The organism is Dysgonomonas reticulitermitis, assembly GCF_054601275.1.
This window is the reverse complement of record NZ_BAAHWU010000029.1, coordinates 1-22,440: the sequence shown is the minus strand read 5'-3', so window position 1 is coordinate 22,440 and position 22,440 is coordinate 1. Positions and strand designations below refer to the sequence as shown.

Genomic DNA, 22,440 nt, shown 5'->3' with positions numbered 1-22,440 from the left:
CGGGCAACCTTTTTTATCATATTAAGTTGGCTGACGTAGAACGTTGTTTCGAAGAGCGCAAAAAGTAAGATCCATGCGTGGATTACGTACATACGATGGGAAATATTGCCGCATAAGGGCATTATTTAGGTATAAAGGTTCCGCAATATCTGGTGTAAGTTATCAAAGTCCATTTTTTCAATTATTTAATTCGGAAATTAGCAGATTAGCAAACACGTTTTTGTTTTTAACGCCTTTTTCGTCCTATGGGTGCCCCGTACTTGAAGCTAACGGCGCGGAAGTGATGAGCTTATGTTGAGAATATAAGCAATCTGTGATTGCGCGCAGGAGAAAAGGATGAAAATAACCGAACGTTTAATTACATACACTTCGTTCCTGTGATTCTCAACTACTGATTCACATAATTAAATGTATGATTGAAATAAAAAAATAAATCTATCATTATAAAGGAAATTAATAACCATCGAACATCAATATCACTATTTTTATTAACTTTACACTTACAATAAAAAAAATTAATAATACAATCAAGGAATGACATTAAGAGATCTCTTAGCCGATAGCCCAGATAATAGTCTTAGCGGCATTAAATGGCACACACTAAAGCAATCTATTGTAAAATGCCTGTTATCGATTGGCGACGCTACAATACTAGAGCTGAGTACGGAGCTGCAATCGAGTATACCCACCATATCAAAAGCCGTAAACGAGTTGTTGGCCGATGAACTGATCGTAGATTCAGGTAAAATATCGAATAGCGGCGGACGCCGTCCTTCTTTGTATAGTGTAGCTTCGGATAAAACATATTTTCTGGGAGTTGAAGCCAACCGGTCAGGCACGTCTTTCGGCCTTCAAAATCTGAAAGAAGAGTTTATCAGTATCGATCTGGATTCGTCTTTTGTTTTGGAAAACACCTATGAGTCACTGATGGAGTTCTGTGACCGCATCAATACATTTATTTCCGACAGTCAGGTAGACAAATTCCATATCGTAGGAGTTTGCGTAAACTTATCGGGACGTATCAATTCGAAAGAAGGCTTCAGTTACAACTACTTTTTCAAAGAGAACAGGCCGTTAGTCGAAATCATATCCGAAAAAATAAGTTTACCCGTATATCTGGAAAATGATACACGGGCCATGACTTTTGGAGAATATGCTCAGGGTGTGGTAGAAGGTGAGCAAAATATAATTTTCCTCAATTATAGTTGGGGTGTTGGTTTAGGAATTATTGCCGATGGAAAGTTATATTATGGAAAATCGGGTTATTCGGGTGAGCTCGGACACAGCCCTCTGTTTGATAACGAAATACTATGCCATTGCGGAAAGATAGGATGCCTGGAAACTGAAGCTTCCGGATGGGCTCTGGTTGAACAATTCAAGCGGGCATTGCTAGACGGACGGACATCAGCCATAAGCATCGATAATAACACATCGGCAATAGAACAATATCATAAAATACTATCGGGTGCACTGGTAAAAGAAGACAACCTGTGTATCGAACTGATAACCAGACAATCTGAAATATTGGGCAGGGCTCTTGCCAGCCTGGTTAACATATTAAATCCCGAATTACTCGTTATTGGAGGAGATTTTTCCAGACTGGGAGATTTCGTTTTATTGCCGATACAATCCAGCCTGAAAAAATATTCTCTCGGGCTTGTCAATCGCGACGTAGCAATGAAAAAATCAATACTAGGACGCAGAGCCGGCGTTATGGGAGCTTGCCGGGTAATTAAAGAAAAATTACTCACTCCGCTAACATAATTAAGTAGTCAATAAAAATGAATGACGTATTTAAAGGGTCAAATTATTTTACAAAAGAAAAACTTGATCTTGTTTGTTAAAGTTTTATATCTTTGTGGCATGAAGCATCTGAGGTTAATAGCATTTGTTTTAATACTTATGGCTAACATTTTTATGTTGGCTCATGCTGTTGTTCCTCATTCGCATCACGACGGTATAATTTGTTTTTCCTTAGAAGAACTGGCACATCAAAAACAATCTTCATCTCAACAAAACGAGTCTGATTGTTGTACACACAATGCGAAATCTCATCATCATCCCAGAACAATAGATGGTTGCGACTTAAAGGATGTTGTTATGCGTCAAAATGATGATGTTCATGACGAGATCGTTCCATGTGCCAATTGCCTGTCGTTATTGTTTACATTCTATACTCTGAACGAGTTCTGTCTTGAGACGCCTTTGCTGGAAGAGATACTTCCTCAAAGACCATATATTGAGAATTATACTTCACCTCTCGTAGGCCTTATCTCAGGTCTGCGCGCTCCTCCGGCATCTTATTTTTTAGGTTAAGCTCTTTCTTTTTTTAAGAGCTGCTTTGTCTAATACTTTTTAGACGGGTTTATTAGCATTTTAAAATCTAGAAAATAAGAAAATGAAAAAAAATATTATATATATTGCCTGTCTGCTGGCAATACTATGGGGATGTAACTCGAAACAAAAAGCAGACGATCATGCCGGACACAATCACGAAGCACATGCTGATCATGACCATTCAGAGGAAGGTCATACACATGCTGACGGCGAAGAAGATCATAACCATGATCACGAAGGAGAAGGTCATAGCCATGCCGAAGGGGAAGAGTGCGATGGTCACGACCATGATCACTCAGGGAAAGAAAAAGCCGAATCGCATGCAGACGAAATTCACTTTGCTCCCGAACAGGCTAAGGCAGTAGGCCTGGAAGTAAAAACAGTGCAGCCATCGACTTTTCATCAGGTAATAAAAACCAGTGGACAAATACTGTCAGCTCAGGGCGATGAAGTGACTATATCAGCAACATCCAGTGGTATCGTTTCTTTCAATAAGCCTTCTCTGAATGAGGGTGTTGCAGTGAAAGCAGGAGAGTCTTTAGTCAGCATCTCATCTAAGAATATAGTAGATGGCGACCCTGCTACACGTGCAAAGGCGACTTATGATATTTCTTCCCGTGAGTACGAACGTGCTAACAGTTTGATCAAAGACAAATTGATCTCAGAGAAGGAATATAACGACATTAAGTTGAATTATGAAAATGCGAAGATAGCTTACCAAGCCATCGGTCAACGTACAACGGCCAAAGGTATAAGTGTGGCGACTCCGATAGCAGGTTATGTGAAAACAAAATTAGTTAGCGAAGGCCAATATGTGGAAGTCGGGCAACCCTTGATGACTATTACCCAGAACCGGAAACTGCAACTGCGAGCCGATGTTTCGGAACGGCATTACAGGAATCTGGGAAATATAACATCCGCCAATTTCAAAACACCGTATGACAAGACTTTGCATCGTCTTTCTGATCTGAGCGGACGATTGGTATCGTATGGAAAATCGGCAAACAGCCAGGAATATTACATTCCTGTAAACTTTGAATTTAACAATGTCGGGCAGATCATATCCGGCTCTTATGTCGATGTTTATTTATTGGGGCAACCGCGCGAAAATGTTATATCCATACCTGTTTCTTCCCTGATAGAAGAACAGGGATTGTATTTCGTTTATTTGCAAATAGAAGACGACGCTTACAAAAAACAGGAAGTAACGTTAGGTGCTAACGATGGAGAGAATGTCGAAATTTTATCCGGTGTAAAACAAGGTGATAAGGTGGTTCGTAAAGGAGCTTATCACGTAAAACTGGCTTCTGCGTCAGCAGCTATACCTCATGGTCACGAACATTAAATAAAGAGATACAAGTAAACAAGATACAAGTGGACGAGTTCATAACTAGTCTACTCGTCAACTAGTTTACTTGTTAACTCAAAATATAAAGATTTATGCTGAACAAAATAATACAATTTTCACTCAACAATCGCCTTGTTGTGCTTATCGGGGCAGTACTCCTGCTTGTCGGGGGATTCTATACTGCCAGGAATATGGAGATAGATGTTTTTCCCGATCTGAATGCACCTACTGTTGTGATAATGACGGAAGCGAACGGAATGGCTCCCGAAGAAGTGGAACGTCTGGTTTCATTTCCAATAGAAACAGCAGTAAACGGAGCAACCGATGTTCGCCGCGTTCGTTCGTCGTCTACTACCGGATTTTCTGTTGTATGGGTTGAATTTGATTGGGGAACGGATATATATAAAGCCCGCCAGATAGTAACCGAAAAACTCGCTACTTTGGGAGAGTCTTTACCCGAAAATATCGGACAACCGACTTTAGGCCCTCAATCGTCTATTCTCGGCGAAATAATGATAATAGGATTGACATCCGATTCTACATCGCTTCTCGATCTTCGTACTATTGCCGACTGGACAATACGTCCGCGCCTGCTTTCTACCGGAGGAGTTGCTCAGGTGACTGTGATTGGCGGGGATATTAAAGAATATCAGATATTGCTCGATCCGGGGCGGATGAAACATTACGGAATCAGCCTCGATGAAGTGTTGCAGGTTACCCGCAATATGAATCAAAATTCATCGGGTGGCATATTGTACGAATATGGCAACGAATACATCGTTCGAGGCGTGATGCAGAGTGCTGATGCAGAGGAAATAGGAAAGGCTGCTATCAAAAAGACAGGAGAAAATCCTATTCTTATCAGTGATGTCGCGGAAATAAAGATCGGAGCGAAAACTCCTAAATTAGGAGTAGCTTCCGAAAGAACAAAGCCTGCTGTGTTGATGACCGTAACCAAACAGCCGAATACGAATACGATAGAACTGACCGGTAAGTTGGATGCATCGCTAGCCGAATTACAGAAAAACCTGCCTTCTGATATTAAAATAACGACCGACATTTTCCGTCAGGAGCAGTTTATAAATAACTCTATCGGCAACGTAGAGAAGGCTTTGTATGAAGGTTCTATCTTTGTCGTTATCGTTCTCTTCCTGTTCCTGATGAACGGACGGACAACCTTTATCTCACTTTTGGCTCTGCCTCTGTCGTTGTTAGCATCTATTCTGGCTCTGAAACTTATGGGGCTTACCATTAATACGATGAGTTTGGGTGGTATGGCTATTGCTATCGGGTCGCTGGTAGACGATGCCATTATCGACGTGGAAAATGTATTCAGGCACTTGCGTGAAAACAGGCGGAAACCGAAAGGAGAACAGTTAAGTATTCTGACTGTTGTTTTCGAAGCTTCCAAAGAAGTACGTATGCCGATACTTAACTCTACGCTGATTATTGTCACCAGCTTTATTCCGTTGTTTTTCTTGAGTGGTATGGAAGGGCGTATGCTTGTTCCGCTGGGTATAGCCTTTATTGTAGCTCTGTTTGCATCTACAATCGTAGCTCTTACGGTTACGCCTGTGTTGTGTAGCTATCTATTAGGAAAAGGAAAGAAAGACAAGGAAGAGAAAGAACCTCTTCTTGTTGTAAAACTGAAAGCTATTTATGAGAAAAGCCTGCATTGGGCTTTGGATCATCAAAAAATCGTGTTGAGTGCAACGGGTGCTCTTTTACTTTCGGCAGTGATTATATTCTTTACATTCGGACGAAATTTCTTGCCGGCTTTCAATGAAGGATCACTAACGATAACGCTCAATACTCTACCGGGTATATCGCTCGAAGAGTCGGATAAAATAGGACGTGTGGCAGAAGAAAAACTTCTTTCTATCCCCGAAGTTCAGACAGTCGGTCGTAAAACGGGACGTGCAGAACTCGATGAACATTCATTCGGCGTGAACTCATCCGAAATAGAAACCCCTTTTATTTTGAAAGACCGCTCTAAAGATGAAATGCTGGAAGAGGTTAGAGAGAAGCTAAGTAGCATTCCGGGCGTAAGCATAGAGATCGGACAACCTATATCGCATCGTATCGACCATATGCTCTCGGGAACGAAGGCGAATATTGCAATCAAACTGTTTGGTACAGACCTCAATAAGCTTTATACGATAGGGAATGAAATAAAATCATCGATTGAAGGTATTGAAGGTATTGCCGACCTGAATGTAGAGCAACAGGTAGAACGTCCCCAGTTGAAGATAGTTCCGAAGCGCGAACTGCTTGCTAAATATGGCATCACATTACCCGAATTTTCCGAATTTATCAGCGTAATGCTTTCGGGTGAAGTGGTTTCTCAGGTATATGACAACGGAAAAAGCTTCGATCTTACCCTGAAAGTAGACGATGAATACAAAGATCAGGCAGATAAAATCCGTAACCTGATGATAGATGCCGGCGGAAAGAAGGTGCCATTCGAGTATGTAGCTGATATTGTATCTACTACCGGACCAAATACCGTCAACAGGGAAAATGCACAGCGCAAAATCGTTGTTTCGGCGAATGTCAGCGGGCGCGACCTGCGTAGCGTAGTGAATGATATTCGCGAAAAGGTAGATAAAACAATTACTTTACCCGAAGGTTATCATATAGAATATGGAGGCCAGTTTGAAAGTGAACAAGCTGCATCGCAAACACTGCTTATCGCTTCCGTGTTTGCCATTATGATTATATTCCTGTTGCTTTTCAATCAGTTCAGGAATGTTATGCAATCGGCTGTTATTCTCTTGAATCTGCCTTTAGCGCTGATAGGAGGAGTGTATGCTATTCTTTTGACTTCGGGCGAAATAAGCATTCCTGCCATAATCGGATTTATATCCTTATTCGGTATTGCTACCCGCAACGGAATCCTATTGATGGCACACTATAATGATTTGGGTAATCAAGGATATTCGATAGAGAAAAGTATCTATCAAGGTTCACTGGACAGGTTAAATCCGATTCTGATGACTGCCCTTTGTTCGGGGCTGGCGTTGATTCCGTTAGCTGTGCAAGGCAGTCTTCCGGGCAATGAGATACAAAGCCCGATGGCTAAAGTTATACTGGGTGGATTATTTACGTCCACACTGTTGAATATGTACATCGTGCCTATTATATACAGGTTCCTGAAACAAAGAAATAATAATCGCCCCCTAACCCCCGAGGAGGTATAACCTCCCCTTTGGGGAGGCTTGGAGGGGCCTGGAATATTAAATTATTATCATATGAAAAAGATTATATATATAGTATTATTATCCGCGTTGTTCTCTCTCGCGGGAAAAGCACAGAACTTCGATAATATATTGCAAAGTATAGAAGAAAACAATACGGCATTAAAAGCGTACAGAGAGCAGGCCAAAGCAAGTAAAATAGGAAACAAAACAGGAATAAATATGGCAAATCCGGAGGTGGAATTTGCATACCTGTGGGGATCGCCTAATGCCGCAAGCCACCGTACCAATCTGGATATTTCTCAATCGTTCGATTTTCCTACGGCATATCGCTACAAGTCGCAATTGGCTGAAGGAAAGAATAAGCAACTCGATCTGGTTTACGACCGGCAACGGAGGGATATTCTCCAACAAGCCAGACTACTATGTGTGGAACTGGCTTATCAATCGAAGATGAACGAACAATTGTCTGAGCGGCTTATGTATGCCAAAGAATTGGCAGAAGCCTATCAGAAAAGTTTCGATCAGGGAAATATTGATATTTTGGAGCGAAACAAAACCAAATTGAATTACCTGAACGAAGAAAAAGCTTTGCAGATAAACAATGTAGAGATAAATACGCTGGTGATGGAATTGCAAAGGCTTAATGGAGGTTTGGCCTTTTCTGCCAATCCGGATGACTTCCCTGCCTATGCTTTACCAAATGATTATCAGGAGTGGTTTGAACGGGTAAAGGAAAATAATCCTTCGCTTCGATTGGGTGAGCAGGAAATAGCTTTGAGCCGGAAGCAGGAGCAATTGACCCGTGCGTTGAATCTTCCGAAGTTTACTGCCGGATATACAAGTGAGAGGATTCCGGGCGAGACTTTGCAGGGTTTTTCTATCGGGATGTCCATACCATTGTGGGAAGGGAAAAATACGGTTAAGCACCAAAAGGCTCAAACAGTAGCTTTGCAAATGCAGCATCAGGACTCGAAACTGCAATTTCAAAATGCGCTAAAGAACCAATATGATAAAGCGGTGAAGTTGTCAGCGCTATTGGGCGAGTATAAAGAAGCTCTCGAAGTGACTAATAACCGTGAATTGTTGAAGAAGGCCCTTGATAAGGGGCAATTGTCTTTGATCAATTATTTATTGGAACTTTCTGTGTATTACGAAACAATAGATAAATATCTGGAAACAGAGAGAGATTATCAATTGGCTGTAGCTGAGTTACAGCAATGGGAAAATTGAGTCGTAACCCTTCTTTATCGTCGATTAAACTCCTCCTGCTTTGAATGCAGGAGGAGGAATAGATAACTTGTCAAATAATCCGGATTTATTTCGCTATACAGCGTACCGAAAATCCGGATTGTGCTGTTGCCAGATCATCAATATGACTATCACCTTTTACGAAAGCTAAATTCCACACATTCTGCTGGCCGGCGTACTTTTCACTGGACGGGTACACCGCACCAGCTCCTCTAAACGGATAACCAAATGCGTTAGTACAATATCCTGTTGCCGGCAAGTACAGGACGGAGCCATAATAGTAACCACTACTAAAGTCTGTCATGCTGTGTATCCATGTTGCGCCGGGTGGCATTGTTTGTGTATTTATCGTGGCATTGTTAACTTCCATCAACTCAGCCTTCGTCGGCACACGATAATTTTCTGGACAAGGGTCCTCAGTATCTGTCCATGTACCGGTGACTTGGGCGTAGCCACCCGGCCAGGTTGTAACATACCAACCATCCACATGAGCTATAACGGGAAGACGGTTAAACTGGTAGTAATCCCCATTCAGTCCTTTAGCAGGAGTAAACGGATCGACCATAAAATTAGCCCCGAGGTTATAGCACAGGAAGTTCTGCCAGTAGTCGCCGGATGTTGTGGCAGTCCCGCAGCAATTGCAATCCTGAAGGCTCACTGTCAGATCGACAGTATGGTCATTTCCTTCTGCGTCTTTGTAAGTGGCGTGCAATTTAGGCTTAACAGCCTGGTCGCGGGTCTTATTCAACAAGCTTGTCATCAGGTTCGGATTGTAAACCACTACGGCTTTACAGGGTGTACCGGCTGTTATGGTTTTTGTATAGTTGCTTTTCGGTGTCATACTTATTATAGCGTCGTTTAAGATAGGATCCTGCGTAAACGTGAACCGCACATTCGATACGGTAGCCGACGGGGTAAAGGTGTACACCTGTGTGCCCGAGTAGAGCCAGGTACCATTCGGCTCTGTCACAGTCGTTAGCACCCCGTCTACCGTCCCGTCTGTCGCATCCTGTACCTCTGTCTGCGTAAAATCGGTACTGTAAGGCTCGCGAGCGACCAATGTGCCGCAAGCTCCGCCGTTGTTAGTCGTACCCTTCGCTATATCGAAGATGGTTCTGCCGGTGAAAGTACTTGCTTTGGGAAGCGGTAATGCCAGGGTTACATCGTCACAGAGTGAAATCCATTTCAGGGTGTTCCAGTATTCCATACAGCCGGTGTCGGTATTGTAGATGATAAGCCCCGGAGCGTTCGCCAGCTCGTCCGCCGTAACACCGCTCCCCGATGGATCTACAGGGTTGCTGGTGGCTGCCCCTAAAAAGTAGTCGCGCCAGGCGTTACGTTGGTTGGTGGTCAACTGAGGCAGGCGCAAGCCCCCTTTTGTACTGGCGGTGGAAACCTCCAGGACGGAAAAAAGTTGGGGAGATGTGTTGTCCCCGATTGTCACCTGAGAGCGCAGTTGCAAAGCCATAAGGCATAACGCGCCTATAACCAATAGTTTTAAAGTTTTTTGCTCCATAATTGTGGTTTTGTATGTCATAATGAATAAAATCTGTATTTTGCTATCTGTAATCATAGGGATAGCAAAGTAACTATTTTATTTTTATTTTAAATACTTTTTTAATAAAAAAATATTTAAACAGAGTATTTTATGTCAATCAGCAGTTAAAGCTATTCCTGTAGTGTAAAAACGTTCGGTTATCATAGTACATGACAAACCGGAATTTAACTAAAAAGTAACAAACTTCTACAGTCAGCAGTAGCCAGTAGTTAGTAGTTAGTAGTTAGTAGTTAGTAGTTAGTAGTTAGTAGTCAACAAGGCCATACCTTCTAATAGCCCGTAGGGCTTGCATATCAATAGAAAACAGCCTAATCCCCTCATAAGTTGCCCGTAGGGCATCCACCTGTCCATTCGTGAATCCCCTCCGGGGATTTGTTGTTGTATTGCACGTTTTTTCTATTGATATGGATGCCCTACGGGCAAAAATTACTCTCAACAGCCTCACCTCGGTTCTGCCCCGTCGGGAGAGGTATATTTTAACTAAAATGTAACAAACTTCTACAGTTATCAGTTATCGGTTATCAGTCAACAACTCGTACCTCGTACCTCGTACCTCGTCTACTCATAACTTTTTAACTAAAATGTAACAAACTCCACAGTAAGCAAGGCCATACCTTCTAATAGCCCGTAGGGCTTGCATATCAATAGAAAACAGCCTAATCCCCTCATAAGTTGCCCGTAGGGCATCCACCTGTCCATTCGTGAATCCCCTCCGGGGATTTGTTGTTGTATTGCACGTTTTTTCTATTGATATGAATGCCCTACGGGCAAAAATTACGCCCAATTCTACAGTTAGCAGTTAGCAGTCAACAATCAACCTTTTCGTCATTGCGAATTCGAAGAATCGGCGGAGCCAACAAGAGTGAAGCAATCCAGAGTATTGACTATTAATGGATTGCTTCGGGCGAACCCTCGCAATGACGTGCGACAGTCAGCAGTCAACAACTCGTACCTCGTATCTCGTCTACTCATAATATTTTAACTAAAATGTAACAAACTCCACAGTAAGCAAGGCCATACCTTCTAATAGCCCGTAGGGCTTGCATATCAATAGAAAACAGCCTAATCCCCTCATAAGTTGCCCGTAGGGCATCCACCTGTCCATTCGTGAATCCCCTCCGTGAATCCCCTCCGGGGATTTGTTGTTGTATTGCACGTTTTTTCTATTGATATGGATGCCCTACGGGCAAAAATTACGCCCAATTCTACAGTTATCAGTAAACAGTCAACAGTTATCAGTAAGCAAGGTCTTTTCGTCATTGCGAATTGAAAATCGGCGGAGCCAACAGGAGTGAAGCAATCCAGAGTATTGACTATTAATGGATTGCTTCGGGCGAACCCTTGCAATGACGTGCGACAGTCAACAGTCGGCCTTTTCGTCATTGCGAATTGAAAATCGGCGGAGCCAACAAGAGTGAAGCAATCCAGAGTATTGACTATTAATGGATTGCTTCGGGTAAACCCTCGCAATGACGTGCGACAGTCAACAGTCAGTCTTTTCGTCATTGCGAATTCGAAGAATCGGCGGAGCCAACAAGAGTGAAGCAATCCAGAGTATTGATTATTAATGGATTGCTTCGGGTAAACCCTCGCAATGACGTGCGACAGTCAACAGTCAACAGTCAACAAGGCCATACCTTCTAATAGCCCGTAGGGCTTGCATATCAATAGAAAACAGCCTAATCCCCTCATAAGTTGCCCGTAGGGCATCCACCTGTCCATTCGTGAATCCCCTCCGGGGATTTGTTGTTGTATTGCACGTTTTTTCTATTGATATGAATGCCCTAACGGGCAAAAATTACGCCCAATTCTACAGTTAGCAGTAAACAGTCAACAGTCAGTCTTTTCGTCATTGCGAATTCGAAGAATCGGCGGAGCCAACAAGAGTGAAGCAATCCAGAGTATTGACTATTAATGGATTGCTTCGGGCGAACCCTCGCAATGACGTGCGACAGTCAACAGTCAGTCTTTTCGTCATTGCGAACGAAGTGAAGCAATCCAGAGTATTGACTATTAATGGATTGCTTCGGGCGAACCCTCGCAATGACGTGCGACAGTCATCAGTCAACAACTTGTACCTCGTATCTCGTCTACTCGTATCTTTTTAACTAAAAAGTAACAAACTCCACACTCATTTTCAAATCTTCAAATTCGCTAATTTTCAAATTAAAAATTTATTCCCGATAAGCAGGTTGACTATAAAAAATCCGTAGGATTTTCATATCAATAGAAAATTGTATCCTCTTTTCTACCCGAACGCCGTAGGTGTTCAACCCCTAAGGGGTTGCGAGGCCGGCCGGTTTACCTCTTTCTATTGATATGAATGCCCTAACGGGCAAAAATTACTCCTAACGGCCCCACCTCGGTTCTGCCCCGTCGGGAGAGGTATATTTTAACTAAAAAGTAACATTTTCTACAGTAGTCAGTAGCCAGTAGTTAGTGAACAGTTAGCAGTCAACAGTCAACAAGGCCATACCTTCTAATAGCCCGTAGGGCTTGCATATCAATAGAAAACAGCCTAATCCCCTCATAAGTTGCCCGTAGGGCATCCACCTGTCCATTCGTGAATCCCCTCCGGGGATTTGTTGTTGTATTGCACGTTTTTTCTATTGATATGGATGCCCTACGGGCAAAAATTACGCCCAATTCTACAGTTAGCAGTAAACAGTCAACAGTTATCAGTAAGCAAGGCCTTTTCGTCATTGCGAATTGAAAATCGGCGGAGCCAACAGGAGTGAAGCAATCCAGAGTATTGATTATTAATGGATTGCTTCGGGCGAACCCTCGCAATGACGTGCGACAGTCAACAGTCAGTCTTTTCGTCATTGCGAACGAAGTGAAGCAATCCAGAGTATTGACTATTAATGGATTGCTTCGGGTAAACCCTCGCAATGACGTGCGACAGTCAACAGTCAACAACTCGTACCTCGTACCTCGTCTACTCGTAACTTTTTAACTAAAAAGTAACAAACTCCACACTTATTTTCAAATCTTCAAATTCGCTAATTTTCAAATTAAAAATCGTATTTATAGATAAAACTAACGCCGGACCATAGTACATGACAAAAAATATTTTATATATATTTAAAAGGCTTATTATGTTGCCCTTACAGGGCGCAGTTCCTTCGGTTGTCATCTACCCGGGGTGTTACCCCGGGCTGGAATATATCAGGCCTTCAGCCTGTTTCTTTCCTTGATGCCCTGAAGGGGCTACATAATATAGCCCAATGGCAACGCCTTGGGTGGGAAAACGAAATCCCCTGAAACCGCGCCCTGCCGGGCTTGCCCTTACTTTTGGCATTGCCCAAAAGTAAGCAAAAAGCTAGCGCTTCGTCCCTCGGCGACCCACAACCGGTTTGCCGGCTAAAAGGAACAAACGGGCTATCGCCCCGTTCCTTTTTACGCCGCCTGCACCGTGTGGGTGTTCCCCCGCCTGCGGAACTAATGCGCGGGAGGCTGACGCACGACAAGAGCCTGCCTTGTCAGGCTTTAGCCGCGCCGTTAGCTTCAAGTACGGGGCACCCATAGGACGAAGAAGGCGTTAAAAACAAAAACGTGTTTGAGCTTATCTAATGATTCGTATTATACAAAATCCGGAGCGAGTTTTTTTGTTTAGCCTTTAAGTCCGTTATGGGTCGGACGTTGAAGTGGGGGCGCAAAAGCGTTTTTGGTTCCTTTTGCGGCTTTGGGCAAAAGGAACGCAAGCAATCTGTGATTGCGCGCAGAAGAAAAGAATGAATATAACCGAAGCATTTGTTTATGCTTGATCTTAATACCATGATTAATAGGGAATGGTTCTTTTTTATTGTTAATTAATATTAAATGCAGTAATAGGTGATTAAACGAATTAAACATTAAACAGTCATATCTCATTGGGAAAATCAAATGCTTATTGAATCTTTATATTATGAGTAAAAAAGTCAGAATATCGTTAGTCGTTGTTATTCTATTGTTTATTGCCGGAATGGCTTTATATCCACTGCTTAAAAATAAATTGTCAGAAGAAAAGGCCGGGCCTCCGGTATCTAAATCTTCAGATAAAAGAGTTTTAAATACAAATGCTGTTATTATAAAATACAATACCCTTAACAATATAATCAGAACGACTGGCATCCTTATTCCCGACGAAGAGGTAGACCTGGCTTTCGAAACTTCGGGGAAAATAACGAATATTTATTTTCGCGAAGGAACTCAGGTGAAGAAAGGTGAATTGCTGGCTAAGGTAAATGACAAACCTCTACAGGCCGAATTACAAAAATTAGAAGCACAACTCCCTTTAGCACAAGACAGGTTGTTCCGGCAAAAGTCCTTATTGGAAAGAGATGCAGTAAGCCAGGAGTCATATGAATCAGTAAATACAGAACTTGAGAAACTTAGAGCAGATATAGAGCTGGTAAAATCACGTATAGCCCAGACTGAACTGCGAGCTCCTTTCGATGGAGTACTGGGGCTTCGGCATGTAAGCGAGGGTAGTTATGCATCTCCTGCAACAATTATTTCCCGGCTTACGAAAATTATGCCTTTAAAGCTTGAGTTCTTCGTAAATGAAGTTCAGGCCAATGAAGTAAAAGCAGGAACCCGGCTCGAGTTCAAGATGGGAAACGACCTGAATACATATTATGCAACAGTTTACGCAGTTGAATCGAAATTGGATGAATCTACACTATCTCTTAAGGCCAGAGCTATTTATCCTAATCAGGGTGGAAAACTAAAGCCCGGGCATTCGGCCAGTGTTGAAATAAAATTGCATGAAATACAGAATACCATCGTTGTTCCTTCCATATCTACTATTGCCGAGATGGGGCGCGACATAGCATATGTTTATAAAAATGGTAAGGCTAGCCGGGTAGTTATAAAAAAGGGTATGCGTACAGCATCTTCGGTTCAAGTATTGGATGGCCTGAATATAGGTGATACAGTAATTACTACCGGGGTGATGCAATTAAGGGACGGTCTGCCTGTCAGTATAGAAAGTTATATTGCTAATGAGTAGTGAGTAGTGAGTAGTAAGTAGTAAGTAGTGAGTAGTAAGTAGTAAGTAGTAAGTAGTGAGTAGTAAGTAGTAAGTAGTAAGTAGTAAACGATCTTTAAATCTCTAAATCTCTAAATATGACTATTTCCGAATTAAGTATACGGCGTCCGGTACTATCTACTGTATTTGTACTGATAATATTCTTATTGGGTATTATCGGCTATTTTTATTTAGGAGTACGCGAATATCCCAATATCGATAATCCTATAATTACTGTAAACGTATCTTATCCCGGAGCTAATGCAGAAATAATAGAAAGTCAGATAACCGAGCCACTTGAACAAAATATAAACGGTATACCGGGTATACGGTCTTTGACGAGCAGCAGTAGCCAAGGGTCGAGCCGCATAACTGTCGAATTTGAATTGAATGTAGACTTGGAAACCGCAGCCAATGATGTTCGTGATAAAGTGTCAAGAGCCCAAAGTTATTTACCCAGGGATTGTGACCCGCCTACTGTGGCAAAAGCCGATGCCGATGCTAATCCTATAATGCAGATTACTGTGGAAAGTAATAAGCGCTCATTACTACAACTTAGTGAAATAGCAGACCTTACTCTCAAAGAACAATTACAGACAGTGCCGAATGTGAGTGCTGTGGAAATATGGGGCGAAAATCGTTACTCGATGCGTCTATGGCTCGATCCAATAAAAATGGCAGCCTATAAGGTAACGCCAATGGATGTAAAAAGTGCTATTGATCGTGAAAACGTAGAATTACCATCGGGGAGTATCGAAGGTGATAATATGGAGTTGAGTATCCGTACATTAGGTTTGATGGAAACCCCCGAGGAATTTAATAATTTGATAATAAAAGAAGACCAGCAAAGTGTAATTCGTTTCAGGGATATAGGCACCGCCGAATTGGATGCCGAAAACCGGAAAAATATAATGCGGCGCAACGGTGTACCTATGGTAAGTGTTGTTATTATACCGCAACCTGGAGCGAATCAGATAGATATATCCGACGAAGTAGTAATTCGCCTTGAACAGATAAAGAAAGATTTACCGGAAGATGTCAAATTAGATGTGGCTTTCGACGATACCAAGTTTATACGGTCGTCGATAGATGAGGTAAAAGAAACAATATATATAGCTTTTATACTGGTTGTTCTTATAATATTTTTCTTCCTCCGTGATTGGCGTGTGACACTGGTGCCTTGCATTGTTATCCCGATATCGCTTATTGGGGCGTTTTTCGTTATGTATCTTGCCGGATTTTCCATTAATGTATTGTCTATGCTTGCAATTGTCCTGGCTGTAGGCTTGGTTGTTGATGATGCCATAATTGTGACTGAAAATATATACCTGAAAATAGAAGGTGGAATGGACCCTTTAAAGGCCGGAATAGAAGGCTCTAAGGAAATATTTTTTGCCATTATTTCTACTACAATTACTTTGGTGGCAGTATTCTTTCCTATTGTCTTTTTGGAGGGTATGACAGGCAGGCTATTTCGTGAATTTAGTATAGTTGTTGCCGGATCGATACTCATTTCGGCTTTTGTCGCGCTTACATTTTCACCTATGTTGGCGACTAAAATACTGAAAAAAAATGACAATCCAAATTGGCTTTACCGTAAAAGTGAGCCGTTTTTCCAAGGTGTTAACTCTGTTTATGGCAGAGCATTGAATTGGTTTCTTGGTCATAAAATACTCGTATTTCCTATCTTGATATTAACAGTTGTGATTATAGGCTATTTTATGGGACAAATTTCATCAGAAATGGCGCCGTTGGAAGATAGGTCATCTATAAATATCCGTACCACATCTCCCGAAGGAGCGACTTTTGAGTATGTCAGAGATTATACACAAAAGGTTTCACATATGGCAGATTCTGTAGTGCCGGAACGCCAATTCAATATTGAAAGAATATTTTCATCGGGTGGATCGGTGCGTCTTGTTTTGCCCGATATTAAAGATAGGGAACGAAGCCAGATGGAGATCGCTGATGCTTTGACTTTGGCAGTTCGTCAGGCAACTGAAGCCAGGGCATTTGTGCAACAGCAGTCTACATTTGGAGGACGACGGGCCAGTATGCCTATACAATATGTATTACAAGCCCAGAATATTAGTAAACTGGAGGAATTTATACCTTTGTTTATGCAGAAGGTTAATGAAAGTCCGCTGTTTATTATGGCCGATGTTAATTTAAAGTTTACCAAGCCTGAAACTCAGGTATTGATAAACAGAGATAAAGCCGCACTATTAGGCGTGAGCACCAGGGATATTGGACAAACATTGCAATATGCGCTAAGTGGGCAACGTATGGGCTACTTCTATATGAATGGCAAGCAGTATCAGATATTAGGGGAGATAAACCGTCAACAACGTAATACTCCATTGAATCTGAGAAGTATATATCTCAAAAATACAGGAGGAAGGATGATACAGATGGATAATCTGATCGATTTGAAAGAGACTGTTGCTCCTCCTCAATTGTATCGTTACAATCGTTTTAATTCGGCTACCGTATCTTCCGGATTAGCTCCCGGTGTAACTATCGGTCAAGGGCTGGCAGAAATGGATCGTATCGCAAAAGAAACTTTGGACGATACATTCCGTACTGCATTAGCCGGCGATTCGAAAAGTTTTCAGGAAAGTTCGGATAGCTTGTTTTTTGCTTTTGGTTTGGCTATCATTCTTATCCTGCTTATTTTGGCAGCTCAGTTCGAGAGTTTCAAAGATCCGTTTATAATAATGTTTACAGTACCATTGGCTATTGCCGGCGCGTTAATATTCATGTATGCGGGAAATATTACTATGAATATATATAGCCAGATCGGTATTATTATGCTTATAGGTTTGGTAGCCAAAAATGGTATACTGATTGTTGAATTTGCCAATCAACGGCAAGAGAAAGGGGAAGGAAAGTTCGAAGCTATACAAGAGGCTTCGATACAGAGATTGCGTCCTATACTTATGACCAGTTTCGCCGCTATTCTCGGGTTGCTTCCATTGGCATTTGCCAGCGCCGAAGGTGCAAATGGACGTATAGCGATGGGTGTAGCTGTCATTGGAGGACTGCTGGTATCTACTATATTAACAATGTTCGTTGTACCTGCTATGTATATGTACATCTCCACCAACAGACAAAAGAGAATTCAGAAAAATAATGAAAATCAACAATCAAATAATGAAGAGGTTATTTTATAGCACACTACTTATTGTTTTATCCTGTTCTATTCACGCGCAAGATATATACAATCTGAAACGTTGTATTGAAATAGGATTGCTGCAAAATTACGATATTCGTATCATTCGCAATGAGCAATTAATATCCGATAATAATACCACATTGGCTAATGCAGGCTATCTTCCTTCAGTCGATTTAAATGCCGGTTATTCGGGAACATTGAATAATACGGAACAAAAGCTTACTTCGGGGGAAACTAATAAAAATAACAATGTTAATAATCAGAACCTGAATGCCGGTATTAATCTTAGCTGGACGGTGTTTGACGGATTTAATATTCAGACGAATTATAACCGTCTAAAAGAATTGCAGCAGATAGGAGAGATAAATACCAGAATTACCATTGAGAATTTTATCGCTAATTTATCAGCTGAATATTATAATTACATTCAGCAAAATATACGCTTGGATAACTTGAAGTATGCAGTGAAATTATCAAGGGAGCGATTGAGGATTGTGGAGGCCAGATACCAGATCGGTTCGTCCTCGCGCCTCGATTATCAGCAAGCCAAAGTGGATTTTAATGCAGACAGTTCAAAATTGATACAGCAATATGAAGTTTTATTCACATCGCGCGTGCAATTGAATAAATTGATGTCGGTTCCGGATGTAGAACGGCAAGTTCTGGTAGCCGATACTCTCATCAATTATAATCCCCTTCTTAACAGAGAAGATATTTGGATAAAAACAAAATCTTCCAATTCTCTTATGCAATTGACTCAGCATTCCAAACGATTGAGTGAATTGGATTTAAAGAGCGTACAGAGTCAGAACTACCCTTATCTTAAGCTGAATGCAGGATATGGCTACACGAGAAATATATACGATACAGGAAGTTATGATTGGCAGCAAACTATGGGTTTCAATTACGGGGTTACGATAGGTATGAATTTATTTAATGGGAATAGGAAAAGACAGAAGCAAAACGCGAAACTGGAAATTGAAAACCGCCAACTGGAGACTGAACAATTGGAACTGTCTATAAAGACTAGTTTGGCAAATATGTGGATGGCGTATCAAAATAATATGCAATTGGTAAATCTTGAAAAGGAAAATGTAGAAACTGCTTATGCAAACTATGATATTGCAATAGATCGTTACAAGCTGGGCGATTTGTCGGGAATAGAACTCAGAGAAGCTCAAAATAGTCTTCTGGCAGCCGAAGAAAGGCTTGTCCAATCCATGTATAATACTAAATTATGTGAAATATCTTTGAATCAATTGAGCGGGCAGATTATTTCTTATACCGGTTATTGATACAGTTTAAGGAACTTCATTCTTTAATTAAAAAGGATTTCAAATTTTGTCCACTCATCTTTTGAGCTTAAGTCGAATTTACAATTATGATTAAGCAATACTTCGCGGACAAACATCAATCCAATACCTTGTCCTTTACTTTTAGTCGTGAAGAATGGGGTGAAAAGCTTCTGCTTCACTTCATCTGATATAGCAGTACCATTATTTATAATGATGATTGATAAAGGATGTGAGTTTGTAATAATCTTTATTTGGCCTCCTTCTCCGATGGCTTCATAAGCATTTTTTACAATATTGACCAAGACTTGTTCAAACTGAGTGCTATCAATGTATGCCGTGTCAGTATCTGTAGTCAGGTCTAAAGTTAATTGCGTATTCCTTCGTTGACACTCTATCCGGGTTAATGCATCTACAGATTTGGCTAATTCATTAATACTGACTTTTGAAAGTGTCGGCTGTGGTATTTTTACAACTTCGGCAAAATTACTGATAAATTCACCTAAATGCCTGCATCTGTCAAAAGATGCTTCCACAGCAGGTAATACATCAGCCAATTCATTATTTTCGTCTTGGCGTAAAGTATCAGATATTACGTTCAAAGTAGAACTTACAGCACCTACCGAATTATTAACTTCGTGTGCCATCATACGGATGATATTTTCGTATGACTTTTTTTCTGTCTTAAGTAGTTCGTGAGTCAGCTCTTCTATAAGAATAAAGGGGTGGGCAAATCCACGGTCTATAAAAGAGGAGCGCGAACAACGGTACATTGTAATACCCGGACCTCGAATTACGACATCTTCATTTGGTTTTAATCCGGCTAATTGTTCACCTATAATTATACTGCTTTCCGATAATTTTCGTCCTTTTACTTCATTTATATTTGAAATACTTAACAGGCGTAATCCGGCAGAATTTATTTCAGTAATTTTTTCGTCAAAATCAAGAATAACAACACCTTGCGGAGATGCTTGTATCAATAAGTCGAGAAAATGATTTTTTTCTCTTACTTGCAAGCGTTCGTCCTTTAGTTGATCCATCATTTTATTGAATACCTCTATTACCTGATTGGCTTCGCTGCTGGCAATAGGACGCAAGCGTGTAGAGAAGTCCTGCTCTTTTAGGAGTTCCATTCCGCTCGATATGATTTGATACGGCTTGATTAGCCTGTAATATAGCATACAAAAGAAAAGAATGGCGAGTATTCCTATTCCCTCTATAATTAGAAATTTACGTATGTCCGTTTTGAAAAATAAAAAGCCGGTTCCCAAAATAGATCCGAAAACTAATACAATCAAAATGAAAAAGAGAATCTTGGATTTCATATGACAATAATTTTGATTTCAGTTGCCATATGGAACTCACATGATTTTTATTATCATGGACTTTGGTGATTTGACAAAAATCATGCTTCGTTTCATATGATAATGATTTATTCATCTGTACTTATACCATATTTTTCAAGTCTTCTGTACAATGCCTGACGGGTTAGTCCCAATGCCATAGCTACTTTTGAATGATTACCACCATATAGTTCTATTGCTTTGATTATCATGTTTTTCTCTAATTCATCCAAAGGGTATATCGAATCGGGCAAATTTGTGTTTACATTTGGTATTTCTGTATATTGCTCCTTAAAGTCAGTATCGGTTATGACATTTTTTCCTGACACCAGAATAACCCTGTCTACCAGGTTCTTTAATTCACGGATATTGCCCGGATAAGGCAACTTTTTCAGGTAGTTCATCGCCTCTGTTGATACTTCTATATTTGATAATCTGTTTTGCTCTACTAGCTTTTTTACAAAATGATTAACCAAAAGAGGAATGTCATCGATTCGCTCACGTAAAGCAGGTACACGTATTGTAATCAGGTTAATCCGATAGAATAAATCTTCTCTGAATATGCCTTTAGCTACCATCTCTGCCAGATTGCGGTTGGTCGCACTGATGATCCTTACATCTACCTGTTTTTGTTTGCTATCGCCTAACGGCTCAAAAGTTTTATCCTGTAATACCCTAAGCAATTTGACTTGACAAGCAGCATCCAGTTCTCCTATTTCGTCAAGGAATATGCTTCCTCTGTTTGCCAATTCGAAGCGTCCTATTCTGTCGTAGTGTGCATCTGTAAATGCTCCTTTTTTATGTCCGAACATTTCGCTTTCGAATAAAGACTGGGAAATACCGCCCAGATTGACTTTTACAAAAGGATTTTTACTGCGGTCACTATTTTCATGTATCGCTTCGGCTATGAGTTCCTTTCCGGTACCACTTTCTCCTGTTATCAGTACCGAAGCGTTGGTCTTGGAAATCCGGGATATCGTATTAAATACATTGAGCAATAAGGGAGACTTTCCGATAATTTTATTATTGATAAATTTATTCGAAGATATTGACCCATTTATATCTTCACTTTCTTGATTTTTGAGTTGTAAAGCAGTTTGGATGGTACTTAATAAAGCCAGATTATTCCACGGTTTGGTAATGAAGTCAAAAGCTCCGGCTTGTATTCCTTTTACAGCCAGACTGATAGAACCCCATGCCGTAATAAGTATTACGGGAACTTCAGAACAAAATATTTTAACTTGTTTGAGTAAAGTGAGCCCTTCTTCTCCACTCGTCCCTTTGGTATAATTCATATCCATAAGGATGAGGTCAGGAGGAGTTGTTTTGACAAACTCTATTGCTTCTTGCGGATTACAAACAGACGCAGTTTCATAGCCTGCCCGTTTGAGAACGAGAGTTAAGGAAGAACGAATCGCACTATCATCGTCGCAAATTAGTATCATGGAATTTTATTTACAAATATAAAAGTAAGCATTTTTTAGTATAAATGCCGGCTAGTTTAACGCAACCGCATCAAAATTTTGACCCCTACCTTTCATTTTAACTAAAAGTCAATACCCACAAGCAACTTTGCGTAAGTTGAAGCAAACTGACTGATTACCAGTGTTTTTAATCAAAAGCAAACAGGTAGATGAAGCCGGAAAAAGACCGGAAAATACCCCTTTCGGACAGGGTACAGTTACTAAACCGTTACCTGTATTTCCCCTGTTCCGGCTTGATAAACGATACCTGAATGTTATATGTAAACCTTTGATTGGCATACGGTTGTTTATAGTGATCCTGGCTTTGTACAGGCAAACCTACATAAAAATCTTCGATTTTTAGGCCAGTTGTATAAAAAACCAAGACCACCCTTATCTTTATAGGCTGAGAGGTATCAGCGTGTGATCCACAGATTGTAATTATTTACCGTGGTCTATGCC

The 22,440-nt window shown here is 40.9% G+C and carries 15 protein-coding genes; 10 read left to right on the top strand and 5 right to left on the bottom strand.

Translation table 11 applies throughout. From position 1 onward, the window contains the following. Positions 1–534 precede the first annotated feature (534 nt). The 5 genes from ACYPZI_RS10965 (at position 535) to ACYPZI_RS10945 (ending at position 8,115) form a co-directional block, all read left to right on the top strand. A complete protein-coding gene (locus ACYPZI_RS10965) occupies positions 535–1,764 on the top strand; it encodes an ROK family protein (protein WP_459601505.1) in 1,230 nt (409 codons plus the stop codon). A 99-nt stretch (positions 1,765–1,863) separates the two neighbouring features. Continuing rightward, a complete protein-coding gene (locus tag ACYPZI_RS10960) occupies positions 1,864–2,316 on the top strand; it encodes a DUF6769 family protein (protein WP_459601503.1) in 453 nt (150 codons plus the stop codon). An 82-nt stretch (positions 2,317–2,398) separates the two neighbouring features. Then, positions 2,399–3,682, top strand: a complete 1,284-nt coding sequence (locus ACYPZI_RS10955; RefSeq protein ID WP_459601501.1) for an efflux RND transporter periplasmic adaptor subunit — start codon at positions 2,399–2,401, stop codon at positions 3,680–3,682. A 95-nt stretch (positions 3,683–3,777) separates the two neighbouring features. Continuing rightward, the gene (locus ACYPZI_RS10950) at positions 3,778–6,885 is read left to right on the top strand and encodes an efflux RND transporter permease subunit (RefSeq protein ID WP_459601499.1); all 3,108 of its coding nucleotides are present in this window, start codon (positions 3,778–3,780) and stop codon (positions 6,883–6,885) included. A 51-nt stretch (positions 6,886–6,936) separates the two neighbouring features. After that, complete coding sequence (locus ACYPZI_RS10945) at positions 6,937–8,115, top strand: TolC family protein (protein ID WP_459601497.1); 1,179 nt, start codon at positions 6,937–6,939, stop codon at positions 8,113–8,115. A gap of 85 nt (positions 8,116–8,200) precedes the next feature. On the opposite strand, the gene ACYPZI_RS10940 is transcribed toward ACYPZI_RS10945, so the two are convergent. The 3 genes from ACYPZI_RS10940 to ACYPZI_RS10930 form a co-directional block, all read right to left on the bottom strand. Then, on the bottom strand, positions 8,201–9,649 hold the full coding sequence (locus tag ACYPZI_RS10940) for a hypothetical protein (RefSeq protein ID WP_459601495.1): 1,449 nt from the start codon (positions 9,647–9,649) through the stop codon (positions 8,201–8,203). 1,113 nt (positions 9,650–10,762) lie between these two features. Next, positions 10,763–11,197: a hypothetical protein gene (locus ACYPZI_RS10935; RefSeq protein ID WP_459601493.1), complete on the bottom strand. Its 435-nt coding sequence runs from the start codon at positions 11,195–11,197 to the stop codon at positions 10,763–10,765. Between the two features lie 1,642 nt (positions 11,198–12,839). Then, positions 12,840–12,992, bottom strand: a complete 153-nt coding sequence (locus ACYPZI_RS10930) for a hypothetical protein (RefSeq protein ID WP_459601491.1) — start codon at positions 12,990–12,992, stop codon at positions 12,840–12,842. On the opposite strand from ACYPZI_RS10930, the gene ACYPZI_RS10925 reads away from it, so the two are divergent. The 4 genes from ACYPZI_RS10925 (at position 12,986) to ACYPZI_RS10910 (ending at position 19,172) form a co-directional block, all read left to right on the top strand. Beyond that, positions 12,986–13,219, top strand: coding sequence for a hypothetical protein (locus ACYPZI_RS10925; RefSeq protein ID WP_459601489.1), 234 nt, complete (start codon positions 12,986–12,988; stop codon positions 13,217–13,219). The two genes, ACYPZI_RS10930 and ACYPZI_RS10925, sit on opposite strands and share 7 nt — an antisense overlap. Before the next feature lie 379 nt (positions 13,220–13,598). Next, entirely contained in the window at positions 13,599–14,684 is a 1,086-nt protein-coding gene (locus ACYPZI_RS10920; protein ID WP_459601487.1) for an efflux RND transporter periplasmic adaptor subunit, read from the top strand. A 116-nt stretch (positions 14,685–14,800) separates the two neighbouring features. Then, complete coding sequence (locus ACYPZI_RS10915) at positions 14,801–17,875, top strand: efflux RND transporter permease subunit (RefSeq protein WP_459601485.1); 3,075 nt, start codon at positions 14,801–14,803, stop codon at positions 17,873–17,875. Then, positions 17,856–19,172, top strand: a complete 1,317-nt coding sequence (locus ACYPZI_RS10910) for a TolC family protein (RefSeq protein WP_459601483.1) — start codon at positions 17,856–17,858, stop codon at positions 19,170–19,172. The genes ACYPZI_RS10915 and ACYPZI_RS10910 overlap by 20 nt, the downstream gene beginning before the upstream one ends. 23 nt (positions 19,173–19,195) lie before the next feature. Here the strand turns inward: ACYPZI_RS10910 and ACYPZI_RS10905 are convergent, their stop codons facing one another. Together ACYPZI_RS10905 and ACYPZI_RS10900 are read right to left on the bottom strand one after the other, a co-directional pair. Continuing rightward, on the bottom strand, positions 19,196–20,497 hold the full coding sequence (locus tag ACYPZI_RS10905) for a sensor histidine kinase (RefSeq protein WP_459601481.1): 1,302 nt from the start codon (positions 20,495–20,497) through the stop codon (positions 19,196–19,198). Between the two features lie 107 nt (positions 20,498–20,604). Next, complete coding sequence (locus ACYPZI_RS10900; protein WP_459601479.1) at positions 20,605–21,960, bottom strand: sigma-54-dependent transcriptional regulator; 1,356 nt, start codon at positions 21,958–21,960, stop codon at positions 20,605–20,607. 160 nt (positions 21,961–22,120) lie between these two features. Here ACYPZI_RS10900 and ACYPZI_RS10895 point away from each other — a divergent pair, with 160 nt between their 5' ends. Beyond that, positions 22,121–22,342 (top strand): hypothetical protein, encoded by a 222-nt coding sequence (locus ACYPZI_RS10895; RefSeq protein ID WP_459601477.1) that lies wholly within the window; start codon positions 22,121–22,123, stop codon positions 22,340–22,342. The last annotated feature ends 98 nt before the right edge of the window (positions 22,343–22,440 follow it).